The sequence below is a fragment of the Sulfuricella sp. T08 genome (assembly GCF_000971475.1).
Classification (GTDB): Bacteria; Pseudomonadota; Gammaproteobacteria; order Burkholderiales; family Sulfuricellaceae; genus Sulfuricella.
On record NZ_DF967532.1, the window covers coordinates 1 to 21,689 of the forward strand.

At 59.5% G+C, this 21,689-nt stretch carries 20 protein-coding genes and 1 riboswitch; of the genes, 3 read left to right on the forward strand and 17 right to left on the reverse strand.

Translation table 11 applies throughout. From position 1 onward, the window contains the following. Positions 1–53 precede the first annotated feature (53 nt). The 11 genes from SCT_RS06995 to leuS all read right to left on the reverse strand — a co-directional run bounded on the left by SCT_RS06995 (position 54) and on the right by leuS (position 10,293). Positions 54–572 (reverse strand): DUF1631 family protein, encoded by a 519-nt coding sequence (locus tag SCT_RS06995; RefSeq protein ID WP_059420899.1) that lies wholly within the window; start codon positions 570–572, stop codon positions 54–56. Between the two features lie 115 nt (positions 573–687). Next, positions 688–774, reverse strand: a riboswitch (cyclic di-GMP riboswitch). Positions 775–924: 150 nt separating this feature from the next. Beyond that, complete coding sequence (rng, locus tag SCT_RS07000; RefSeq protein WP_059420902.1) at positions 925–2,376, reverse strand: ribonuclease G; 1,452 nt, start codon at positions 2,374–2,376, stop codon at positions 925–927. A 114-nt stretch (positions 2,377–2,490) separates the two neighbouring features. Beyond that, entirely contained in the window at positions 2,491–3,108 is a 618-nt protein-coding gene (locus SCT_RS07005) for a nucleoside triphosphate pyrophosphatase (protein WP_059420905.1), read from the reverse strand. 4 nt (positions 3,109–3,112) lie between these two features. Next, on the reverse strand, positions 3,113–3,583 hold the full coding sequence (rlmH, locus tag SCT_RS07010) for a 23S rRNA (pseudouridine(1915)-N(3))-methyltransferase RlmH (RefSeq protein WP_059420909.1): 471 nt from the start codon (positions 3,581–3,583) through the stop codon (positions 3,113–3,115). Beyond that, the gene (rsfS, locus tag SCT_RS07015) at positions 3,580–3,933 is read right to left on the reverse strand and encodes a ribosome silencing factor (RefSeq protein WP_237759621.1); all 354 of its coding nucleotides are present in this window, start codon (positions 3,931–3,933) and stop codon (positions 3,580–3,582) included. The genes rlmH and rsfS overlap by 4 nt, the downstream gene beginning before the upstream one ends. A 4-nt stretch (positions 3,934–3,937) precedes the next feature. Continuing rightward, positions 3,938–4,609, reverse strand: a complete 672-nt coding sequence (nadD, locus tag SCT_RS07020) for a nicotinate-nucleotide adenylyltransferase (RefSeq protein WP_059420915.1) — start codon at positions 4,607–4,609, stop codon at positions 3,938–3,940. Between the two features lie 88 nt (positions 4,610–4,697). After that, the gene (locus SCT_RS07025) at positions 4,698–4,976 is read right to left on the reverse strand and encodes a hypothetical protein (protein ID WP_059420917.1); all 279 of its coding nucleotides are present in this window, start codon (positions 4,974–4,976) and stop codon (positions 4,698–4,700) included. A 25-nt stretch (positions 4,977–5,001) separates the two neighbouring features. Then, positions 5,002–6,258, reverse strand: a complete 1,257-nt coding sequence (locus SCT_RS07030; protein WP_059420922.1) for a glutamate-5-semialdehyde dehydrogenase — start codon at positions 6,256–6,258, stop codon at positions 5,002–5,004. A 19-nt stretch (positions 6,259–6,277) separates the two neighbouring features. Continuing rightward, positions 6,278–7,297: a DNA polymerase III subunit delta gene (holA, locus tag SCT_RS07035; RefSeq protein ID WP_371257732.1), complete on the reverse strand. Its 1,020-nt coding sequence runs from the start codon at positions 7,295–7,297 to the stop codon at positions 6,278–6,280. Beyond that, the gene (lptE, locus tag SCT_RS07040) at positions 7,266–7,829 is read right to left on the reverse strand and encodes an LPS assembly lipoprotein LptE (RefSeq protein WP_082098229.1); all 564 of its coding nucleotides are present in this window, start codon (positions 7,827–7,829) and stop codon (positions 7,266–7,268) included. The genes holA and lptE overlap by 32 nt, the downstream gene beginning before the upstream one ends. Before the next feature lie 13 nt (positions 7,830–7,842). After that, the gene (leuS, locus tag SCT_RS07045; RefSeq protein ID WP_059420929.1) at positions 7,843–10,293 is read right to left on the reverse strand and encodes a leucine--tRNA ligase; all 2,451 of its coding nucleotides are present in this window, start codon (positions 10,291–10,293) and stop codon (positions 7,843–7,845) included. 212 nt (positions 10,294–10,505) lie between these two features. Here leuS and SCT_RS07050 point away from each other — a divergent pair, with 212 nt between their 5' ends. After that, complete coding sequence (locus SCT_RS07050) at positions 10,506–11,408, forward strand: phosphoribulokinase (RefSeq protein WP_059420931.1); 903 nt, start codon at positions 10,506–10,508, stop codon at positions 11,406–11,408. A 75-nt stretch (positions 11,409–11,483) separates the two neighbouring features. Here SCT_RS07050 and SCT_RS07055 read toward each other — a convergent pair whose 3' ends face one another. Beyond that, positions 11,484–13,355, reverse strand: a complete 1,872-nt coding sequence (locus SCT_RS07055; protein ID WP_059420933.1) for a GNAT family N-acetyltransferase — start codon at positions 13,353–13,355, stop codon at positions 11,484–11,486. Positions 13,356–13,455: 100 nt separating this feature from the next. Next, positions 13,456–13,704 (reverse strand): MoaD/ThiS family protein, encoded by a 249-nt coding sequence (locus tag SCT_RS07060; protein WP_059420935.1) that lies wholly within the window; start codon positions 13,702–13,704, stop codon positions 13,456–13,458. Between the two features lie 65 nt (positions 13,705–13,769). Between SCT_RS07060 and SCT_RS07065 the strand changes: the two genes are divergently transcribed. Further along, on the forward strand, positions 13,770–15,941 hold the full coding sequence (locus SCT_RS07065; RefSeq protein ID WP_059420940.1) for a UvrD-helicase domain-containing protein: 2,172 nt from the start codon (positions 13,770–13,772) through the stop codon (positions 15,939–15,941). 19 nt (positions 15,942–15,960) lie between these two features. Here SCT_RS07065 and SCT_RS07070 read toward each other — a convergent pair whose 3' ends face one another. From SCT_RS07070 to SCT_RS07085, 4 genes are read right to left on the reverse strand one after another with little or no spacing between them, the layout of a single operon-like run. Next, entirely contained in the window at positions 15,961–16,716 is a 756-nt protein-coding gene (locus tag SCT_RS07070) for a BPSS1780 family membrane protein (protein ID WP_059420942.1), read from the reverse strand. 10 nt (positions 16,717–16,726) lie between these two features. Then, positions 16,727–17,674 (reverse strand): homoserine kinase, encoded by a 948-nt coding sequence (locus SCT_RS07075; protein ID WP_059420944.1) that lies wholly within the window; start codon positions 17,672–17,674, stop codon positions 16,727–16,729. Positions 17,675–17,702: 28 nt separating this feature from the next. Continuing rightward, complete coding sequence (locus SCT_RS07080; protein ID WP_059420945.1) at positions 17,703–18,047, reverse strand: DUF2782 domain-containing protein; 345 nt, start codon at positions 18,045–18,047, stop codon at positions 17,703–17,705. 50 nt (positions 18,048–18,097) lie between these two features. Next, a complete protein-coding gene (locus tag SCT_RS07085) occupies positions 18,098–18,826 on the reverse strand; it encodes a TIGR00730 family Rossman fold protein (protein ID WP_059420947.1) in 729 nt (242 codons plus the stop codon). A 16-nt stretch (positions 18,827–18,842) separates the two neighbouring features. Between SCT_RS07085 and polA the strand changes: the two genes are divergently transcribed. Continuing rightward, on the forward strand, positions 18,843–21,563 hold the full coding sequence (polA, locus tag SCT_RS07090) for a DNA polymerase I (protein WP_059420950.1): 2,721 nt from the start codon (positions 18,843–18,845) through the stop codon (positions 21,561–21,563). The last annotated feature ends 126 nt before the right edge of the window (positions 21,564–21,689 follow it).

Sequence of the window (21,689 nt, forward strand, 5' to 3'; positions counted from 1 at the left end):
AGAAATCCATCTGTAACTTGAGCCATACTGTGGCTTATCGGGTGGGTCAATTTTCAGTGCAAATCCCGGGTCAATATTCGGCGCAAATTAACACCCAGACGTTTTTCGATACCGAACAGTTCCTCAGCACAGGTACCATGAATGTTATTTGCAATATTGGCCAAGGCCAGGGATTCTTCCAGTGCATCCAGGTCGATCAGGCTAAGCTCCATCTCGGCGAGGTTGAATGATGATGCGCTGGAGGGCTGTGCGTATTTTCCTTTCCTGATGCGCTTGTTGAAACCCTGGATAAATTGTCGCTTTAACCCGGTTGTAATGGCTTCTTTTTGGTCACGCGCGAGCGACATGCCATCCATATAGAGATTGCGCATCTCGCCGCCGAGGGATTTTTCGGCCTGCTCGAACAACTCGTTCACAGCATTGTCCAGCATGGCAGCAGCAAATTGCGCCAGTTGCGCGGCGGCCATGTCGCGGCAGTCATTGAGCAGCGGCACGCCGGAGGCACCGGAGACGGCACGCAGCTTATCGAACTTGCTCATATCCACGACATTTTTGTGCGAGCTAGTGCTCATAATGGTTCTCCTGGTTAGCGGAGCGCAACGGCAGTGCCGAAAAACAGGTCCGGGGAATAGGAATGCAGGCGATGAGAAACGGCGACTGGCTGACAGAAGGTGCCAGTCTGGCTCACCCAGCAATCCCGCTATCGTAGAGCTTTCGCCCCTTAGACCGGAAACTTTGCGCCCCCACCTTTCGATGGGTTTACCTTTTTTGGTTACTACAAAACTATCAGACAGAACGGAGTTTTGCAATAAAAAACCGAGGAAACTTCAACAGAATTAACAAACTTTAATTTTGGCAGCGCATGTTGATGGATCGTCAGTTCCTATCAGATATTCATCAGGCAAGGCGGACAGGGGTTCCCCCCTACATCAACACAATATCGTACTGCTCCTGACTGTACTGATTTTCTACCTGAAGATAAATCGGCTTGCCGATAAAATCTCCCAGCTGCGCCAGGCTTTGCGATTCTTCGTCAAGAAACAGGTCGATCACCTGCTGGGAAGCGAGTATGCGGAACTCGCGCGAACTGAACTGGCGTGCCTCGCGCACCAGCTCGCGCAGAATATCGTAGCACACCGTCTGCGCCGTCTTCAGAACCCCCCGCCCCTGACAAATGGGGCAGGGCTCGCACAGGATGTGGGCCAGGCTCTCGCGGGTGCGCTTGCGCGTCATCTCCACCAGGCCAAGCGCGGAGAAACCATTCACCGTCATGCGCGTACGGTCTTTCGCTAGCGTCTTCTTGAACTCGGCAAGGACGGCGGTCTTGTGCTCCTCGTTGTCCATGTCGATAAAATCCACGATGATGATGCCGCCGAGGTTCCTCAGCCGCAACTGCCTGGCGATCGCCTGCGCCGCTTCGAGGTTGGTTTTGAAAATAGTGTCGTCGAAATTGCGGCCGCCGACGAAGCCGCCGGTGTTCACGTCCACCGTGGTCAATGCCTCGGTCTGGTCGATGATCAGGTAGCCGCCCGACTTCAAGTCGACGCGCCGCGCCAGCGCCTTCTCGATCTCGTTTTCCACGCCATGCAGGTCAAACAGCGGCCGCTCGCCGGCATAATGTTCGAGCAGGCCGACGACGTTGCTGGTGTATTCGAGGGCGAAACCCTGCATTTTCTGGAAGGTCTCACGCGAATCCACCCGAATGCGGATGGTTTCCTCGTTGACGAAATCGCGCATCACCCGCAGCGAGAGATTCAGGTCATGGTAGAGCATAGTGGTCGGCTTGGCGCTCTTGGCTTTGTCGTTGATGTCGCGCCACTGCTTGCGCAGGTACTCGACGTCGGCCTCAAGCTCGCTGCCGGAGGCCGCTTCCGCCATGGTGCGAATGATGAAACCACCGCCCGCGTCAGGTTGCAATAAATGCTGCAACTTGTCGCGCAGCAGTTCGCGCTCGGCTTCGTCCTCGATGCGCTGGGAGATACCGATGTGAGTCTCCTGCGGCAAAAACACCAGGAAGCGTCCGGCGATGCTGATCTGGGTGGAAAGGCGCGCACCCTTGGTGCTGATGGGATCCTTGATCACCTGCACCAGCAGGGTCTGCCCCTCGTGCAATATCTTCTCGATCAGCCGGGTTTCCACATCCTGGCGCTCCTGCCAGATGTCCGCTACATGCAGGAAGGCGGCGCGTTCCAGGCCGATTTCGACGAATGCCGACTGCATCCCCGGCAGCACCCGGCATACCCGACCGACGTAAATGTTGCCGACAAGGCCGCGACTGCTGATGCGCTCGATATGGATTTCCTGAGCTACACCCTGTTGCATGACCGCCACCCGGGTTTCCTGCGGGGTGACGTTGATCAGAATTTCTTCACTCATGGTTAGTTTTCAGTAATCAGTTTTCAGCCCTCAGTTCACGGTTTTCGGTCGGTAAAAAAACAGCGCGACAACGCCGCGCAATACAACTGATAACTGACGACTGACAGCTAACTTCTATAAAATATCAACACTGAAGCTGGCCAGCAGCTCCGCCGTTTCGTAAAGCGGCAACCCCATCACGCCGGAGTAACTGCCCTCTATTTTCTCGATGAACGCCGCCGCATACCCCTGGATCGCGTAAGCACCAGCCTTGTCGAGCGATTCGCCGGTCATGGCATAACGACGAACGGCATGATCGGTCAGCTTGCCGAATTGTACGATAGTGGCTGACAGCTTTTGCTCGATTCTCCCCGCATTCGCCACCGACACGGCAGTGAGTACTTCATGTCTTTTTCCCGACAACGCCAGCAACATCTCCATGGCTTCTTCCCGGTTCGCGGGTTTGCCCATGATCCTGTCGTTCAACACCACCGCAGTATCTGCCGCCAGCACGGGGAAAAGCGGCAGCCTGCGCTGCTGCACGCGCTGCCAGCCGACCTCGGCCTTGGCGTGACTGACACGCAGCACGTAATCATGCGGGTTCTCGCCGGGATGGGGGGTCTCGTCCACATCCATGCCCCTCGCAGAGTCGTCCCGAAGCAGCAACAGGTCGAAACCGACGCCGATTTGCGCGAGCAACTCTCGCCGGCGCGGCGAGCGCGATGCCAGATATATTTTTTTGCCTGAAATCAAATCATTACTCCCGATGATAGGGGTGGCTATGGATTACAGTCACGGCGCGATACAGCTGTTCCGCCAGAACTACCCGAACCAGGCCATGGGGCAGCGTCAGACGGGACAGGGACCAAAGCCGGTTGGCTTGGCGCTTCACCTCCGGATGCAGGCCATCCGCGCCTCCAATGACGAAAGCCACGTCGTGCCCGCCACGCATCCAGTTTTTCAATTCATCGGCAAGTTCCAGAGTGCTCCAGTCCTTGCCATGCTCATCCAGCACGACTCGCTCGCAATCGGCCGGCAGGGCGGCCTCGATGCGGCTCCGTTCCGCCTCGTGAACCTGGTCCCGGGTTTTGCCGCCGGCCCGCTTTTCCGGTTTTATCTCGACCAGTTCGATGCGGGCCTCGCGCGGCATGCGCTTGGTGTATTCCCCGAAACCTTCATTTACCCAGGCGGGCATCTTGTGGCCAACCGCCAGGATCAACAGTTTCACGGATGAGCCGTGGATTCCGCCAATTTTGGTTTCTTGCTCATAGGCGGCCCTCCCCATAATTGCTCGAGATTGTAATATTCCCGTATCGTAGGCTGCATGATGTGAACAATCACCGACCCCAGGTCCACCAGCACCCACTCGCCGGTTCCCTCACCCTCCACGCCCTGCACATGCGCACCGGCTTCCTTGAGCTTTTTCTGAACGTTATCGGCCAAGGCCCGGGTCTGGCGGTTAGAATCGGCGCTGGCTACGATCATGTAATCGGTCATGCTGGTGAGCTTGCGCACGTCCATCACCACGATATCACGCGCTTTGATGTCTTCCAGCGCGGAAATTACCGCTTGTTTCATGGCTTCAAGTTCCATTGATGTCCTTATAGAGTCCATTTGTCTGAATATAATCGAGAACCGCGTCGGGGAGCAAATAACGTGGACTGCGTCCGGCTGCGAGACCGCTGCGAATTTGTGTGGCGGAAATATCCAGTGCCGTGACCGGATGGACGAGGATGGCGCCGGAGGGCTCATCACGCAAGGCTTCCGGCTCATGGGTCAGGCGCCGGTTGAGTTCATTCAGCAACTCGGCAGGCAAGGTTGCGGCGGCCCGGGTTATGCCGTCCACACCCGGACGCTGTGCCACCACGATATGGGCCAGGTCGAACAACTCGTGCCAGCGATGCCAGGTTGCCAGGCCGAAAAATGCGTCCATGCCCATGAACAGGCATAGCGGTTGCATCGCGCCCAGCTCACGTCGCAAGTCCAGCAGGGTTTCCACTGTGTAGCTGGGCGTCGGCTTGATGATCTCCCGCTCATCGAGCAAGAACAACGGGTTTCCGTCTATGCCCAAGCGTACCATTTCCAGCCGCTGTTGCGGCAAGGCGAAGGGCTGGCCACGATGTGGCGGCAGCCCCGCCGGAACGAAGCGCGCCTCGCTTAGAGCCAATCCTTCCACCAGTTCCTGCGCCAGCCGTAGATGGCCGAAATGCAGGGGATCGAACGTGCCGCCGAGCATGCCGATAGGGGAAATCATCTGGTAATGGGTAATGAGTGATAGGTGAGAAGCATAACCCTCCTACCGCTCACCGCTTACCCATTCCTCATCACTCGTCACCCTCTTATCAGTGATCTTCAAGGTGATGAGTTTCCTCGGCAGGCAGGCCGGTGTCGGGATCATTCCAGTCCGCAATGCCGATTTCCGCCTCCACTTCCGCCAGCGATTCGCCGGGTTCGTAATCGGAGTCGGCGCTGTATTCCATGTCCTGCACCGCATCCAGTAGCGTCTGGAATGGCCCAAATACCTTGTCGGTTTCCTTGTCCTGCCAGTAAAAACCATCCGGTCGTTCGATGATCCGGGTTTGGTCATATCCAGCTGGAGTTTCTGGAATGTTGATCGTCATACCGCCCTCCTCAGTAAAAATTCTTTTATACACGAACCTGCCCATCACCCAGCACGATAAATTTCTGGCTGGTCAACCCTTCCAGCCCTACCGGGCCGCGTGCGTGTATCTTGTCTGTGGAAATACCGATTTCCGCTCCCAGCCCATATTCGAAACCGTCGGCAAAGCGGGTCGAGGCGTTCACCATCACCGAGCTGGAATCCACCTCGCGCAGGAAACGGCGCGCCCGGCTGTAGTCCTCGGTGACTATGGACTCGGTGTGCTGTGAGCTGTAGGTGTTGATGTGCCCGATCGCCGCATCGAGATCCTTCACCACCCGCACCGAAAGGATAGGCGCAAGGTATTCGGTGTGCCAGTCTTCCTCGGTGGCTTCCTTCATCTGCGGGATGATCGCACGCGAAGCGGGGCAGCCGCGCAGCTCCACGCCCTTGTCCAGATAGATCTTGCACAGCGGCGGCAGCACCGTCGCCGCTATGCCCTCCGCCACCAGCAGGGTTTCCATGGTGTTGCAGGTGCCGTAGCGACTGGTCTTGGCGTTGTCCGCGATCCGGATCGCCTTGTCCAGGTCCGCCTTGTCGTCGATGTAGACATGGCACACGCCGTGCAGGTGCTTGATCACCGGGATGCGCGCCTCGGCGATCAGGCGCTCGATCAACCCTTTGCCGCCGCGCGGCACGATCACGTCGACGAATTCCTTCATGGTGATCAGCTCGCCAACGGCGGCGCGGTCCGTGGTTTCTATCACCTGCACCGCCGTCGCCGGCAGGCCGGCCGCTGCCAGCCCTTCGCGCACGCAGGCGGCGATCGCCTGGTTGGAGTGGATCGCTTCCGAACCGCCACGCAGGATCGCCGCGTTGCCCGCCTTCAGGCACAGTCCGGCGGCATCCGCCGTGACATTGGGGCGGGCTTCGTAGATGATGCCGATCACACCCAGCGGCACTCGCATCTTGCCGACCTGGATGCCGGAAGGCCGATAGTTGAGGCCAGTTATCTCGCCCACCGGATCGGGCAGGGCCGCAATCTGCAACAGCCCCTCCGCCATGCCGGCAACGCCTTTTTCCGTCAGGGTCAGGCGGTCGAGCAGGGCTTCTTCCAGACCGGCTTCCCTGGCCTCGGCCAGATCTTTGGAATTCGCCGCTATCAGCTTGGCTGCATCGCGCTGAATCGCGCCCGCCATTGCCGTCAGCGCCTTGTTCTTGGCATTGGTGTCGGCCTTCGCCATAAGGCGGGAAGCAGCGCGCGCCTGCTGACCGACTGTTTGCATGTATGCTTTGATGTCCATGTTCACACTCTTTTCCGTTTCAAGTTCGGGCTATTCCCAGCCCCAATTGCAGCAGTTCGTCCCACACGTCGCCGCGTGCCAGACCCTTGATCATCCGATCCAGCGCCGCGGCCTGCTTCAATCCGGCAACCAACCGGATTTCATTCAACCGGCCCAGTGCGCGCTGCACCAGTCCCTGGCGCGACTCCCATACCCGCGCCTCGCGGAACAGCTGCGGCAGGGCGGCACCCTTGCGCTGGCCGAGCTTCAATTTTGCCAACGTACGGATTTCCTGGGTTAGTGCCCACAACGCCAGCGTCGGCGCCACGCCCTCGCCCTTCAACCCTTCCATAATCCGCACCAAGCGCACGGCATCTCCTGCCAGCATAGCATCGGAGAGATTAAATACATCATAGCGCGAGACATCCAGCACCGCTTCGCGAACCTGGTCAAACAGCAGCGGGCCTTCGGGGAACAACAACCCGAGCTTCTGGATTTCCTGGTGCGCCGCCAGAAGATTGCCTTCGACGCGATCCGCCAGAAACTGCAAGGTCGTCGCATCAGCTCGCTGTTTCTGCGCCGCCAGCCGCACCGCTATCCATTGCGGCAGTCGCGTCCGCTCCACCGGATAAACAGGTATCGCCGTGCCGGCCTGCTCCAGCGCCTTGAACCATTTCGTTGCTTGCGCCTGCTTGTCGAGCTTGGGGCAGGTCACCACGGTGATGGTGTCGTCCGGCAACCGTGCGCAATAGTCCTGCAGCGCCTGACTGCCCTCCGTGCCCGGCTTGCCGGTAGGAATGCGAATTTCAATGATACGCCTGGTCGCGAACAGCGACAGGCTGTTGCCGCTCGCCAGCAGATTTTGCCAGCTGAAGCCGGACTCGACCGTAAACACCTCGCGCTCGGCATAGTCCTCCTGTCGGGCTTTAGCGCGGATCGCGTCGGCGGCTTCCAGCGCCAGCAACGGCTCGTCGCCGTAAATCAGGTACAACGGCGCGAGGCCGCGCTGCAAATGCGCGGCAAGCTGATCAGCGTTGAGTCGCGCCATACGGCCTTTCACGGCCTCCAGGGCGGAGAAAGCCGGAGTCCCCTTGCAGGGCATCTGCCGGTTGAAGCTTCGCCGCTGCCAGGCGCCGCATCAGCTGGCCGAGTGCATCGCTCTGCATGTCGCGGTAGAGCAACGCCTCTTCCTGCTCCTTTGCCAGTACCAGGGCATCGTCATAGAGCATGGCGCGCCTCATTTCGATTGGCTGGGTGGTCATCAAATCACGGCCCTCCTTGTCCAGCAAGCGAAAGCTGACACGGTAAATCAATTCATATTCCCTGACCCGACCAGCGCCACTCAGCGCCAGAATACGCTTTTCCCGTTCGGTCCCCTGCACCTGTAGCACCGCCTGCGCGTCGTCAGGTTTTTCGGTTAGCCTAGTCTGCGTCCCGGAACGAATCGCCCGGCTGACCTCCGTCGCCAACGCCGGATTGCCGCCGCCATCCACATACAGGGACTCGAACGGCAGGCTCGCCACACCGCGCAACTGAAAACCGCAAGCCGCGAGCAGCAGGGTCAGGATGAATCCGGTCAGCACATTCCGCATCGGTTTCCCTTGTCTAAATAACCACGTTGACCAGCCTGCCCGGCACCACGACTATCTTCTTCGCCGGCTTGCCTTCCATGAACTTCTGCACGTTGGGGTTGGCCAGGGCCATCTGCTCTATCGCTTCTTTCGATGCATCCTTGGCAACGGTGATGCTGCCCCTGAGCTTGCCGTTGACCTGCAGCACCAGTTCGATTTCATCCTGTACCAGCGCCGTAGCGTCCACTTGCGGCCAGGGGGCATCGAGCAGATTGGCTCCATCCTTGAGTTCGGCCCACAATGCCTGGCTAACATGCGGCACGATCGGCGCGAGCAGTTGCACCGCCGCCTCCAGCGCCTCCTGCATCACGGCACGCCCGGCGGGACTGTCGTCGCCGGATTTGACTAGCGCGTTCATCAGCTCCATCACGGCGGCAATGGCAGTATTGAACTGCTGACGCCGACCGTAGTCGTCGCTCACTTTCTGGATCGTCGAGTGGAGCAGAAAGCGTAGCGCCTTGAGTTCCGCGGAAAGATTGCCGCTCTTATAGCCCTCGACCACGCCCTTCTCGACGTGATCGTGCACGGCTTTCCAGAGTCTTTTCAGGAAACGGAACGCGCCTTCCACCCCGGCATCAGACCACTCCAGGCTCTGCTCCGGCGGTGCGGCAAACATCATGAACAGGCGCGCGGTATCCGCACCGTACTGGTCGATCAGCGCCTGCGGATCGACGGTATTGCCCTTGGACTTGGACATCTTGGTGCCATCCTTGAGCACCATGCCCTGGGTCAGCAAATTAGTGAAAGGCTCGCCGCCGCTCACCAGCCCGACGTCGCGCATCAGCTTGTTGAAGAAGCGCGCATAGAGCAGATGCAAAATAGCATGTTCGATACCACCAATGTACTGGTCAACCGGCAGCCAGTAGTTAGCGCGCTCGTCGAGCATGGCCTGGTCGTTGTCCGGACAGGTATAGCGAGCGTAATACCAGGACGATTCGACAAAAGTGTCCATGGTGTCGGTTTCGCGCTCGGCCTTGCCGCCGCATTTCGGACAGGTCGTTTCGTAAAATGACGGCATTTTCTTGATCGGCGAGCCGATGTCGATCTTCACGTCCTCCGGCAGCACCACCGGCAGGTCTTTCTCCGGCACGGTGACGTCGCCGCAAGTTGCGCAGTGTACGATCGGAATGGGGCAGCCCCAGTAGCGCTGGCGCGAGATGCCCCAGTCACGCAGGCGGAACTGCGTGCGCTTGGCACCCAGGCTCCTGGCTTTGAGGTCGGCGGCAATGGCGTCGGAAGCTTGGCTGAAATCCAGTCCGTCGTACTTACCGGAGTTGATGCACACGCCGTGCTCGGCGTAGGCATCCTGCCACGGTGCAGGGGTGGCCTCGCCAGCCAGGGTGCGAATCACGGCCTTGACCGACAGCTGGTATTTGGTCGCGAAAGCGAAGTCGCGCTCGTCATGGGCGGGAACAGCCATCACCGCCCCTTCGCCATAACCCATCAGCACATAGTTGGCCACCCACACCGGCAGCTGCTCGCCGTTAAGCGGGTGCACCACGAAACGACCGGTGGGCATGCCCTTCTTTTCCATCGTCGCCATGTCGGCTTCCGCCACGCTGCCATGCTTGCATTCCTCGATGAAAGCGGCGAGCTCGGGATTGCCCTGAGCAGCTTCGGTGGCAAGCGGGTGCTCGGCAGCCACCGCCACATAGGTCGCACCCATCAGGGTGTCGGGACGAGTAGTAAAGACCTTCAATACGCCCTGACCATTGGCATAGGGGAAATGAACTTCGGCACCATAACTCTTGCCGATCCAGTTCTTCTGCATGGTTCTGACCTGCTCCGGCCAGCCGGTCAGCTTGTCCAGATCGGCGAGCAGTTCCTCAGCGTAGGCGGTGATCTTCATGAAATACATCGGGATGTCGCGCTTTTCCACCAGCGCACCAGAGCGCCAGCCGCGGCCGTCGATCACCTGTTCGTTGGCGAGCACGGTCATGTCCACCGGGTCCCAGTTTACTGTGGCGAGCTTCTTGTAAATCAGGCCCTTCTCGAACAACCGGGTGAACAGCCACTGTTCCCACTTGTAATAGTCCGGCTTGCAGGTGGCCAGTTCACGCGACCAGTCGATGGCCAGGCCGAGGCTCTTGAGTTGCCCGCGCATGTAGTCGATGTTGGAGTAGGTCCACGCAGCCGGTGCCACGTTGTTCTGGATCGCCGCGTTTTCAGCAGGCAGGCCGAAGGCGTCCCAGCCCATCGGCTGCAGCACATTGTAGCCTTGGAAACGGTGGAAGCGCGCCAGCACGTCGCCGATGGTGTAGTTGCGTACATGCCCCATATGCAGCTTGCCGGAGGGGTAGGGGAACATCGACAGGCAGTAGTATTTGGGCTTGCCGGGGATTTCGACAGCCTTGAAGGCTTTGCTTTGATCCCAGAAAGCCTGGGCCTGACGCTCGATCTCGGTGGGTAAGTATTGCGCTTGCATGACCGGGTGGTATTCCTCTTTAACGATACGCAATTATACCCGCGAACGGCCAGCTCGGTTTACGCCTTTCTACGGGATACTGCGATGAAAAACAAAATAACTTTATCCTTCCATTCAAGAATCGAATGCTGCGCATAGTGACAAATGCGGCAGCGCAAGATTATACTCACTCCATACATTATTAATGACTTAAGCAGCGGGAGGAAAACCAGATGTCCAAGAAGCACCCTGTTATTGCGGTTACCGGTTCGTCCGGCGCCGGCACAACCACCGTCAAGGTTGCGTTCGAGCACATTTTCATCCGGGAAAAAATCCAGGCGGCGGTGGTGGAGGGCGACAGCTTCCATTCGCTGAATCGTGCTCAATTCAAGGAAGCCGGAAAAAAAGCCGAGGCTCAGGGCAACAATCATTTCAGCCATTTCGGGCCGGAAGCTAACCACTTCGACAAGATCGAAGCTTTATTCAAGAGCTACGGCGAAACCGGCATCGGCAAGAAACGCTACTACCTGCACAACGCCGATGAAGCCGAAACGCACAATGCCCGCCTGAAGCTGAAAACCAAGCTGGGTGCAGGTGAATTTACGCCATGGGAAGATATCCCCGGCGGCACCGACATCCTGTTCTACGAAGGCTTGCACGGCCTGGTGGCAAACGGCAAGATTGACGCGTCAAAATATGTGGATCTGGGCGTCGGCGTGGTGCCTATCGTCAACCTGGAATGGATCCAGAAAATCCACCGCGACGCCAAGGAGCGTGGCTACTCGGCCGAGGCCACGGTGGAAACCATCCTGCGCCGCATGCCCGATTACATCAACTACATTACCCCGCAATTCTCAAACACCTGCGTCAACTTCCAGCGCGTGCCGACCGTGGACACTTCCAACCCCTTCATCGCCCGCGACATCCCGACGCCGGACGAAAGCTTCGTGGTGATCCGCTTCAAGGATCCCAAGGGAATCGACTTCCCCTATCTGCAAAGCATGATCCCCAACTCGTTCATGTCGCGTCGCAACACCCTGGTGGTTCCTGGTGGCAAGATGGGCTTCGCGATGGAAGTCATCCTCGCCCCGATGATCCACGACATGATGGAAGCCAAGAGGAAGAACAAGAAGTAACTCCCGCGCCTGAAACAACGAAGCCGGGTAAGGGCAGAGGCCCGTACCCGGCTTTTTTGCGCCCGAAACCCGCCCCTATTCGAACAGCATGGTGACTTCGTGCGTATCGCCGTGACGCTCGATGCTGATATCGTCGCAGGCCCGCTTCGCCAGGTTGATCATGTTGGCGTTATATGCCTGGATTTCGGCAGTGAAGCCCCGCAAACCGCGGTTCTTCGCATGTTCCATGAGTCTGAGCTGCATGGCAGTGCCTATTCCCACTCCTTGCCATTCCGGTGACACCATATAGGCGACCTCCGCCATGTTGGCGGACGGGTTCACAAAGTAAAACGCGCTGCCGATGATGGCTTCCTTTCCCTTGGCGCCGTACAGCACCAGGAAAGCCACCTCGCTGTCCTGGTCGACATTGCACAGGCGCTGTGCCTCGGCATCGGAAAGATGGCTCAGGCGCCGGAAAAAGCGTGTGTAACGATCTTCCTTGCTCATGTTCCGGAAAAAACCCTGCAAAGCCGGCGTGTCGCTGGCCCGGGTCGGGCGTATCAGCACCGTCTTCTGGTTCCTCAGGAGCAGGCGCCTCTCTTCCCGGTCCGAAACCTCGACGGCCCTCTTGAGCGACAGCCCCTTCTCGACATAACCGAGCTTCCTGGCCTCTTTCAGCAGCTTGGAGCGGAAATCCGGATGTGCGATCCGGATCAGCGCGAGCGCCCTTTCGCGTATGGACTTGCCAAACAGGTAGGCAACACCATACTCGGTCACCACGTAGTGGACGTCGGAACGCGCAATGGTCACGCCTTCTCCCCCCAGCAGCAACGGACGGATGCGTGACACCTTGCCGTCCTCCGCCGTAGAGGTCAGGCAGACGATGGGCTTGCCGCCGGGCGACAAGGCCGCACCCCGGATGAATTCCACCTGGGTCGACACCCCGCCGCAAAACCGGCCGGCAAACTGGTCAGTGCAGACCTGCCCGGTCAAGTCAACCGAGCAGACCTGGTTCACCGAAACCATCTTGTGCTGACTGGCGATGGTGTCAATGGCACTGACGCGCTCGATAGCCTGGAATGAGAACAGGGGGTTGCCGTCGATCAGGTCGTAAAGCCGCCGCGTGCCGAGGCAGTAGCTGCCAACTATCATGCTCCGGAACCGGCTTTTGCTGCGGCCGGTCACCGCCCCTTTCTCCAGCAGTTCAACCAGAGCATCCGTAATGACATCCGTATGAATGCCGAGATCGCGCCGGTCACCGAGATACCGAAGCGTCGCCTGCGGCAGGTTGCCCAGCCCGATCTGCAAGGTGGAACGGTCTTCGATGATGCTCGCGATACGCCGTGCTATCTGCTCGGTCACTTCGTCGGTGGGCTCCGCAGGCACTTCGATAACCGGCGTGTCATACCAGACCATACACTCGAAGCGGCTGACATGGACGAGGCTGTCCCCGGTGGTGCGGGGCATGTTGGGGTTGATTTCGGCAATAACGCGCCGGGCGTTCTGGACCATCGAGGCGGTCACGTCGACCGAAACACCCAGACTTGAATAGCCGAACTCGTCCGGCGGGGAAACCTGGACAAACGCCACGTCGATCGGGATACGCCCGTTTTCGACGAGCCCGGGCACCTGCGACAGGGAGACGGGGATGTATTCGGCCAGCCCCTTTGCGACAGCAATGCGCAGGTCGCTGCCGACAAAGAAGCATTTGTGCCTGTACCGCGTCGAGGGTTTGCCCCCCTTGTGCGGCACCGCGCCATCGGTCAGGAAATGGTAAAGCGTTACATTGGGAGGAGGGTCGGCAAGGTTTTCCAGCGCCTCGCACAGCAGGCGGGGGGTTGCGCAGGCCGTGCCGAGATAGACATTATTTCCGGCCTTAACCTTGGCGACAGCCTCCTTCGCCGAAACCATCCTGGACTCATGTCCCGCCAAGGCGGGATGCGCCGAAACGATCTTTTCTAGTTCCATTGCCTGGCTACCCCTCTAAATTTCCAGATCGAAGATAAACCTAACCTCTCAAATCATATTATGTTTATGCCGGCCTGTCTGCCTTAAGCTACCCGCAATCCTATTTCAGCCGCTCGGGAATGAAAGCAATCTCGTCGCCATCCTTGATCACCGCTTCCGGGGTAGACGGCTGCCGGTTCACCATCACCGCCACCTTATCCCCGGCCAGCGCTTTCCAGCATGCGTCCTCGCGGCGGCCCAGCCAGTCTACCAGCTGACTCACGTTGCCGACTGCAGTCGGCAACGTCACCTGTTCCGAGGTCATATCCAGCGTTTCGGCCAGTTGGGCAAAATACATCAGTTTCACCATGGAATTTTTCTCCGTTACTTTGTCTTATATAATCTGGTATTCACCGCCACGAATCTTACCACGCCATGACCCAGCCTTTTCTTGCCGGCCTCAACCCCGAGCAGTTCGAAGCCGCCACCCTGCCGCACCAGTCCGCCCTGATCCTGGCCGGCGCCGGCAGCGGCAAGACGCGGGTGCTGACCACGCGCATCGCCCACCTGATCCAGACCGGCCAGGCCAGCCCAGCGGGAATACTGGCCGTGACCTTCACCAACAAGGCAGCCAAGGAAATGCTGACGCGGCTGGGCGCAATGCTACCGATCAACACCCGCGGCATGTGGATTGGCACTTTCCACGGCCTGTGCAACCGTTTGCTGCGCGCCCATCACCGCGAGGCCGGCCTGCCGGCGCTGTTCCAGATTCTCGATTCCGCCGACCAACTCGGCGCGATCAAACGCCTGCTCAAGGCGCTGAACGTCGATGACGAGAAATACCCGCCCAAGCAGTTGCAGCATTTCATCAACAACACCAAGGATCAGGGGCTGCGCGCCAAGGACATTGAGGCCTACGACCCCTACACGCGCAAGCAGCAGGAACTGTTCGCCGCCTATGACGAGCAGTGCCAGCGCGAGGGCGTGGTGGATTTCGCCGAGCTGCTGCTGCGGAGCTACGAACTGCTTTCCCGCGATGCCGCCCTGCGCGCCCATTACCAGAGCCGCTTTCGCCACATCCTGGTGGACGAATTCCAGGACACCAACCGCCTCCAGTACCTATGGCTCAAACAACTGGCGGGGCCGGATGCCGCAGTGTTCGCGGTCGGCGACGACGACCAGTCGATCTATGCCTTCCGCGGCGCGCGGGTGGGCAACATGCAGGATTTCGAGCGAGATTTCGGCGTCGAAAAAGTCATCAAGCTGGAGCAGAACTACCGCTCCCACGGCAACATCCTGGATGCCGCCAATGCCCTGATCGCCCACAACCGCGGCCGCCTCGGCAAGAACCTGTGGACCGCCGAGAGCACCGGCGAACCGATCCGCCTGTACGAAGCCGCCAACGATCAGGAAGAAGCCCAGTTCATCGTCGACGAGTCCAAGGCGCTAAAACGCGACGGCATAGACTTTGCCAACATCGCCTTGCTGTACCGCTCCAACGCCCAATCCCGCGTACTGGAGCACGCCCTGTTCAATGCCGGCATCCCGTATCGCGTCCATGGCGGCCTGCGCTTCTTTGAACGCCAGGAGGTCAAGCACGCGCTGGCCTACTTGCGACTGATCGGCAACACCGACGACGATGGCGCCCTGATGCGGGTAATCAACTTCCCGGCGCGTGGCATCGGCGCGCGCAGCCTGGAGCAGCTGCAAGAAATCGCCAAGCAAAATCAATCTAGCCTGTGGCAAGCGGCGAAAAGCGGGCAGCTCGGTGGCAAGGCGGGATCGAGCATTGGCGCCTTTCTTGAGCTAATCAGGGCAATGCAGGATACCTGCGAGGGGCTGCCATTGCCGGAACAGATCGAGCACATGCTGGCGCAAAGCGGCCTGCTGGCGCATTACCAGGCCGAGAAGGACGGCGCCGACCGGGTCGACAACCTCAACGAACTGGTCAACGCCGCCGTCGGCTTCGTCAATGAAATCGAGGACGACAGCCTTATCGCCTTCCTCACCCACGCCGCGCTGGAAGCGGGCGAGCATCAGGCCGGAGAGGGCAGCGACGCGCTCCAGCTGATGACCGTGCACGCCGCCAAGGGGCTGGAGTTCCACGCCGTGTTCCTGAGCGGACTGGAAGAGGGCTTGTTTCCCCACGATAACGCCCGCAACGAAGCCGACGGCGTCGAAGAGGAAAGGCGTTTGATGTACGTCGCCATCACTCGCGCCCGGCGCCGTCTTTACCTCACCCTGGCGCAGAGCCGGATGCTGCACGGCCAGTTCCGTTATGGGCTGGCTTCGCGCTTCCTGAACGAGATCCCGGAAAACCTGCTGAAACGGATTAACCCGGCGCCCAAGCCCTACTACGCCCAACACCCGCAAGGAACCGCGGGCAGCTGGAACACACAGTCAGAACCAGTCAAATCCAGTGCTTATGGACGCAGCACCGTCGACTCACCGTGGCACATCGGCCAGAATGTGGCCCACGCCAAGTTCGGTTCGGGCGTCATCGTCAATTGCGAGGGAGTCGGAGCGGATGCACGAGTGCAGGTTAAATTCCGCAATGCCGGGGTGAAGTGGCTGGCTCTGGAGTATGCCAAGCTGACGGCGGCATAGACGTGAACCGACGGGGGGATTACGCCGGCAATACAGGCGCTTCGGCTTCCGGCTCCGGCCCAGCCGGAAAAATATCCTTGTACCCCAAATAGATCGAGGCATTCAGCACCGGTACCAGAATCAGCATGCCGAGACCGAAAGGGATCATGGCGATCATCATCAGTATAAAGGCAATCACGCTGAAGATCGTAAACGGCCACATATTGCGCAGACAACCGACAAAACTCAGCTTCATCGCGTCCATGGCCGTCACGTTGCGCAACACCACCAGCGCCGGGGCGAACCAGTACGCCATCAGCAGCGGAACCAATAGCGCAAGGGCAACCAGCAGGGCAACCAGCATCCCGCCCATCGCTCCCACCATCGCCTCGTTCGGCTCTGCGCCCTGCATCTGGCCCAGCGCCGCAGAACCTAGAATGGAGCCGCCACCAGCCATCATCATCAACCCCAGGATAGTAATCGAACCCACCAGATACATGCCTCCCACGGTAATGAGTTGGCCGGCATTGTTCTTGAATCCTGCTATCAGATAGCCCAGTTCGAGCTCTTCACCCGCTTCCACGTCGCGACAGGCCAGCATGAAGCCCGCGGTAAACGCCGGCGCCAGCAGCGTCATCACCAGCGGCCCCACCACCGGAACGATGGAAACCACGATGACGATCAGGAAATAAACCACAAACAGCGTAATCCAGATCGGCGGGTTTTTCCTGAACAGGCCAAAACCTTCAGCGATCCACTGCCAACCCTGTCCAGCACTCACTTTATGCACTTCCATCTATTAATCCTCAGAGTAAATGCTGCAATTCCAGCGGCATCTCGACATGCCGCTGCAGGATACGCCGGAAATGGTCGGGGTCCTTGGCATGCGTAAGCTCACCCGGACGCGGGAAATGAAAATCGTAAAGGCGCGACAACCAGAAACGCAGGGCTCCCGCGCGTAACATGGTCGGCCATGCCTGCTGCTCCATTTCAGAGAGTGGGCGAGTGCCATGATAGGCTTGCAGCATGGCCGCAGTCAGATCCCTATCCAGCGATCCATCTTCAGCGACGCACCAGTCGTTCACCGTAATCGCCAGGTCGTAAAGAAAGGCGCCGCTGCAAGCGTAGTAAAAATCGATCGCGCCGCTCAGGTTATCGTCCTTGAACAACACGTTATCGCGGAACAGGTCGCCGTGGATCACGCCGCGCGGCAGATCCTCGAAGCGGAAGCCGGATTGGTGAACGATTTCCTGGCTGAGCAACGCACTATCCTCGGCAGAAAGCTTGGGCAGAACCTGAGGCGCGGTCGCCTTCCACCAGGCCGGACCGCGCGAGTTCGGCATTTCGGCCTTATAGGAACGACCGGCGAGGTGCATGTCAGCGAGCATTTCGCCAACTTGGCCGCAGTGGCGCGCATTCGGCTGCTCCAGTGACTTGCCCTCAAGGCAGCTGACGATGCAGGCCGGCTTGCCGTTCAACTCACCGAGAAAACTGTTGTCCAGGCTGGCGATCGGCCGTGGGCAGGGGATGCCGTGAGAAGCGAGATGATCGAGCAGGTTGAGAAAAAATGGCAACTCTTCGCGGGTAAGTTTCTCGAACAGAGTCAGCACGTAGCGCGCATGACTGGTGGTGACGAAATAATTGGTATTTTCGATACCCGCAGAAATACCCTGCAGGTCGACCAGACTGCCCAGGGAATAATTCTTCAGCCAGGCGACAAGTTCATCCCTGGAAACGGTAGTAAATACTGACATTCTTCGACGATCTGGCCCGGCGTAAGCCTCAGAACCGGATCAACACCCACTGCGGCACGCGCACGCCGGAGTCCAGATTGTCCTGCCGGGAGAATTGCCCGTCCCCCTTGTGGTCAACCAGGTAATAGGACACACCATGAGGCGGCGTGACTTTCAGCATGTACAGCTTGCCGCCGATGCGGTATTCCTCTACCTTATCCTCGCCGCGCTTGATGATGGTCACCTGCGGTTCGAAAGCCGGGTCGAGCTCCATGCCGGCGGGCGCCGCAGGCGGCTCCGGAATCGGCTGCAGATCCTTCGGCAGGGGTTTGGCTCCCTCGGCATAAACCGGCAGGGCCAAGACTAGCAGCAATGTGGCGATGAGGGCGCGCATAATTTTATTTCCTTGGTGTATTGCCTGACATTATACCTTGTAACCGCTTCCTACAGGCTGAGCAGCATTTCCCGCTCGGCGGGTGAAGGCTCGAAACCGCGGGTTTCATAGTACTTGAAGATCGCGTCCACCACGTCCTTGGGCTCGTCGATGACCTGAATCAGGTCCATGTCGGCGGCATCTATCGTTCCTTCATTGACCAGAGTATCCCTGAACCAGTCCACCAGACCGCGCCAGTAAGGCTCATGCACCAGGATGATCGGAATCTTGCGGGTCTTGCCGGTCTGCACCAGGGTCAGCGCCTCCATCAGCTCGTCCAGGGTGCCGAAGCCGCCGGGCATCACGACGTAGGCCGTGGCGAACTTGACGAACATTACCTTGCGCGCGAAGAAATGCGTGAAAGTCTGGCTGATGTTCTGGTAGGGGTTGGTGTGCTGTTCATGTGGCAACTGAATGTTCAGGCCGACACTGGGAGATTTGCCGAAAAATGCGCCCTTGTTGGCCGCTTCCATGATGCCCGGGCCGCCGCCGGAAATCACGCTGAAGCCGGCATCGGACAGCTGCCGGGAAATTTCCTCGGTCAGCTTGTAATAATGATGGTCGAGGGGGGTGCGGGCGCTGCCGAAAACGCTCACCGCGGGACGAATGCAACTCAGGCGCTCCGTCGCCTCGACGAATTCTGCCATAATCTCGAACACGCGCCAGGACTCTCTGGCGGAATAAGCGTGCCCGGCAATGTCCGCGCCCTGCATTTTGGGGATTTTTTCTGAGCCGTTCATAAAGGTTTAACCGCAAATGGAAACTAAAACGCTGCTGCTGGTGGATGGATCATCTTACCTGTACCGCGCTTTTCACGCGCTGCCGGATCTGCGCAACCGCCACAACGAGCCGACCGGAGCGATCTACGGCGTGCTCAACATGCTGCGCCGCCTGCACAAGGATTATAACGCCGATTATAGCGCCTGTGTGTTCGACGCCAAGGGGAAAACCTTCCGCGACGACCTCTACCCGGAATACAAGGCCCACCGCCCGCCGATGCCGGATGATCTGGCGCGCCAGATCGAGCCGCTGCACGAAGCGATCCGCGCCATGGGCTGGCCGCTGTTAATGGTGGACGGGGTGGAGGCCGACGACGTCATCGGCACCCTGTCTGAACTGGCTTGGCGCCAGGGCATCCGCACCGTGATCTCGACCGGTGACAAGGACATGGCACAGCTGGTCAATCCGCACGTCACCCTGGTCAACACCATGAGCAACGAAAGGCTCGACGAGGCCGGCGTCACCGCCAAGTTCGGCGTACCCGCCGCTCGCATCGTCGACTACCTCTCCCTGGTCGGCGACGCGGTGGACGGGGTACCGGGAGTGGACAAGGTCGGCCCGAAGACGGCCGTCAAATGGCTGGCCCAGTATGGCTCGCTCGATAACCTGATCGCCCATGCCGGCGAAATCGGCGGCGTGGTCGGCGAAAACCTGCGCAACACCCTGGACTGGCTGCCCAAGGGCAGGGAACTGGTCACCATCAAGTGCGACGTGGTGCTGCCGGTGGAACTGACCGAACTCGGCCCGCAACCGCAGGACACGCCCAAGCTGATCGAACTGTTCGAGCGCTGCGAGTTCAAGACCTGGCTGAGGGAGTTGTCATCAGAGGTTAGCTCTCAGCCTTCGGTCGGCAGCGTACAGCCATCGGCGGGCGAGCTGAATTTTCAGCCGCCCGTCAGCTACGAAACCGTGCTTACGCAAGAGGCGCTCGACCGCTGGCTGGAGAAAATCGCCGACGCCGAACTGATTTCCGTGGATACCGAAACTACCAGCCTCGACCCGCTGGCAGCGCAGATTGTCGGCATTTCGCTGGCCACCGAGGCCCATCTTGCCGCCTACATCCCGCTCGCCCACCACTACGCCGGCGTGCCGCAGCAGCTTGATCGGGAAATGGTGCTGAACCGGCTCAAACCCCTGCTGGAAAGCAAGGCCCGGCCCAAGCTCGGGCAGAATCTCAAGTACGACAAGCACGTGTTCGCCAACCACGGCATCATTCTCGACGGCATCGTCCACGACACTCTGCTGCAATCCTACGTGCTCGAAAGCCACAAACCCCACGACATGGACTCCATGGCGCTGCGCCACCTCGGCACCAAGACCATCACCTACGCCGAGGTCGCTGGCAAGGGCGCCAAGCAGATCGGATTTGATCAGGTCGACCTCGAAACTGCCACCCGCTATGCCGCCGAGGACGCCGACATCACCCTGCAACTGCACCAGAACCTGTACCCCCAGATCGAACCCAACGCCAGGCTGGACTTCGTTTATCGCCACATCGAAATACCCCTGCTCGACGTACTGTTTACCGTGGAACGCAACGGGGTGCTGCTGGATACCCAACTGCTCGCCCAGCAAAGCCACGAACTCGGCACCAGCATGTTGCGGCTGGAGAAGGAAGCGCACCTGCTGGCGGGCCAGCCATTCAACCTCAATTCCCCCAAGCAGATCCAGGAAATCCTGTTCGACCAGCTCAAGCTGCCGGTGAAAAAGAAAACCCCGAGCGGCGCCCCCTCCACCGACGAGGACGTGCTGCAGGAGCTGGCGCTGGACTACCCATTGCCCAAGGTGCTGCTGGAATACCGCGGCGTCGCCAAGCTCAAATCCACCTACACCGACAAGCTGCCGCGCATGGTCGACCCGCAAACCGGTCGCGTCCACACCCGCTACAATCAGGCCGTGGCGGTCACCGGCCGGCTGGCCAGTTCCGACCCCAATCTGCAGAACATTCCGGTGCGTTCCCAGGAAGGACGGCGCATCCGTGAAGCCTTCATCGCAACGCCGGGCAGCCACATCATCGCCGCCGACTACTCGCAGATCGAACTCCGGATCATGGCCCACCTGTCGAGTGACGAAAGCCTGCTCAAGGCCTTCGCCGCGGGCGAGGACATCCACCGCGCCACCGCAGCGGAAGTCTTCGGCACCACGCCGGTCGAAGTCAGCAGCGAGCAACGCCGCTACGCCAAGGTAATCAATTTCGGGCTGATCTACGGCATGTCCGCATTCGGCCTGGCCTCGCAGTTGGGCATCGAGCGCTCCGCCGCCCAGTCCTATATGGAACGCTACTTCGCCCGCTATCCCGGCGTGGCTCGGTACATGGAGCGCACCCGAGAAGCAGCCAAGGCGCAGGGCTATGTCGAAACCGTGTTCGGTCGCAGACTATGGCTGCCGGAAATCAGCGGCGCCAACGGCATGCGCCGCCAAGCCGCCGAACGCGCCGCGATCAACGCGCCGATGCAGGGCACCGCCGCCGACCTGATCAAGCTCGCCATGATCGCGGTGCAGGGCTGGCTGGAGAAAAACCGCATGCAGAGCCTGATCATCATGCAGGTGCATGACGAATTGGTGCTGGAAGTACCCGACGCCGAAATGGAAACCGTCCGGCGCGAACTGCCCGGCCTGATGTGCGGTGTGGCACAGCTCGCCGTGCCGCTGGTGGTGGATGTGGGCATTGGCCCCAACTGGGAGCGGGCGCACTAAAACTGCAATTCGGACGCATCATTTCATTCAGTAGCTAAGGAAGCCCTGAACAAGTTCCTGAACCTGTAAAATAGCGGACATCATCAATCGACTGAAATTGCCCATGAAACAACTCAGTTTTGCAGC

Excerpts from the sequence above, each read along its gene's own strand:
- SCT_RS06995 (WP_059420899.1), bottom strand. The coding sequence starts at position 572 with ATGAGCACTAGCTCGCACAAAAATGTCGTGGATATGAGCAAGTTCGAT.
- rng (WP_059420902.1), bottom strand. The coding sequence starts at position 2,376 with ATGAGTGAAGAAATTCTGATCAACGTCACCCCGCAGGAAACCCGGGTG.
- rsfS (WP_237759621.1), bottom strand. The coding sequence starts at position 3,933 with ATGAAACAAGCGGTAATTTCCGCGCTGGAAGACATCAAAGCGCGTGAT.
- nadD (WP_059420915.1), bottom strand. The coding sequence starts at position 4,609 with ATGATTTCCCCTATCGGCATGCTCGGCGGCACGTTCGATCCCCTGCAT.
- SCT_RS07025 (WP_059420917.1), bottom strand. The coding sequence starts at position 4,976 with ATGACGATCAACATTCCAGAAACTCCAGCTGGATATGACCAAACCCGG.
- SCT_RS07030 (WP_059420922.1), bottom strand. The coding sequence starts at position 6,258 with ATGGACATCAAAGCATACATGCAAACAGTCGGTCAGCAGGCGCGCGCT.
- lptE (WP_082098229.1), bottom strand. The coding sequence starts at position 7,829 with ATGCGGAATGTGCTGACCGGATTCATCCTGACCCTGCTGCTCGCGGCT.
- leuS (WP_059420929.1), bottom strand. The coding sequence starts at position 10,293 with ATGCAAGCGCAATACTTACCCACCGAGATCGAGCGTCAGGCCCAGGCT.
- SCT_RS07050 (WP_059420931.1), top strand. The coding sequence starts at position 10,506 with ATGTCCAAGAAGCACCCTGTTATTGCGGTTACCGGTTCGTCCGGCGCC.
- SCT_RS07055 (WP_059420933.1), bottom strand. The coding sequence starts at position 13,355 with ATGGAACTAGAAAAGATCGTTTCGGCGCATCCCGCCTTGGCGGGACAT.
- SCT_RS07060 (WP_059420935.1), bottom strand. The coding sequence starts at position 13,704 with ATGGTGAAACTGATGTATTTTGCCCAACTGGCCGAAACGCTGGATATG.
- SCT_RS07065 (WP_059420940.1), top strand. The coding sequence starts at position 13,770 with ATGACCCAGCCTTTTCTTGCCGGCCTCAACCCCGAGCAGTTCGAAGCC.
- SCT_RS07070 (WP_059420942.1), bottom strand. The coding sequence starts at position 16,716 with ATGGAAGTGCATAAAGTGAGTGCTGGACAGGGTTGGCAGTGGATCGCT.
- SCT_RS07075 (WP_059420944.1), bottom strand. The coding sequence starts at position 17,674 with ATGTCAGTATTTACTACCGTTTCCAGGGATGAACTTGTCGCCTGGCTG.
- SCT_RS07080 (WP_059420945.1), bottom strand. The coding sequence starts at position 18,047 with ATGCGCGCCCTCATCGCCACATTGCTGCTAGTCTTGGCCCTGCCGGTT.
- SCT_RS07085 (WP_059420947.1), bottom strand. The coding sequence starts at position 18,826 with ATGAACGGCTCAGAAAAAATCCCCAAAATGCAGGGCGCGGACATTGCC.
- polA (WP_059420950.1), top strand. The coding sequence starts at position 18,843 with ATGGAAACTAAAACGCTGCTGCTGGTGGATGGATCATCTTACCTGTAC.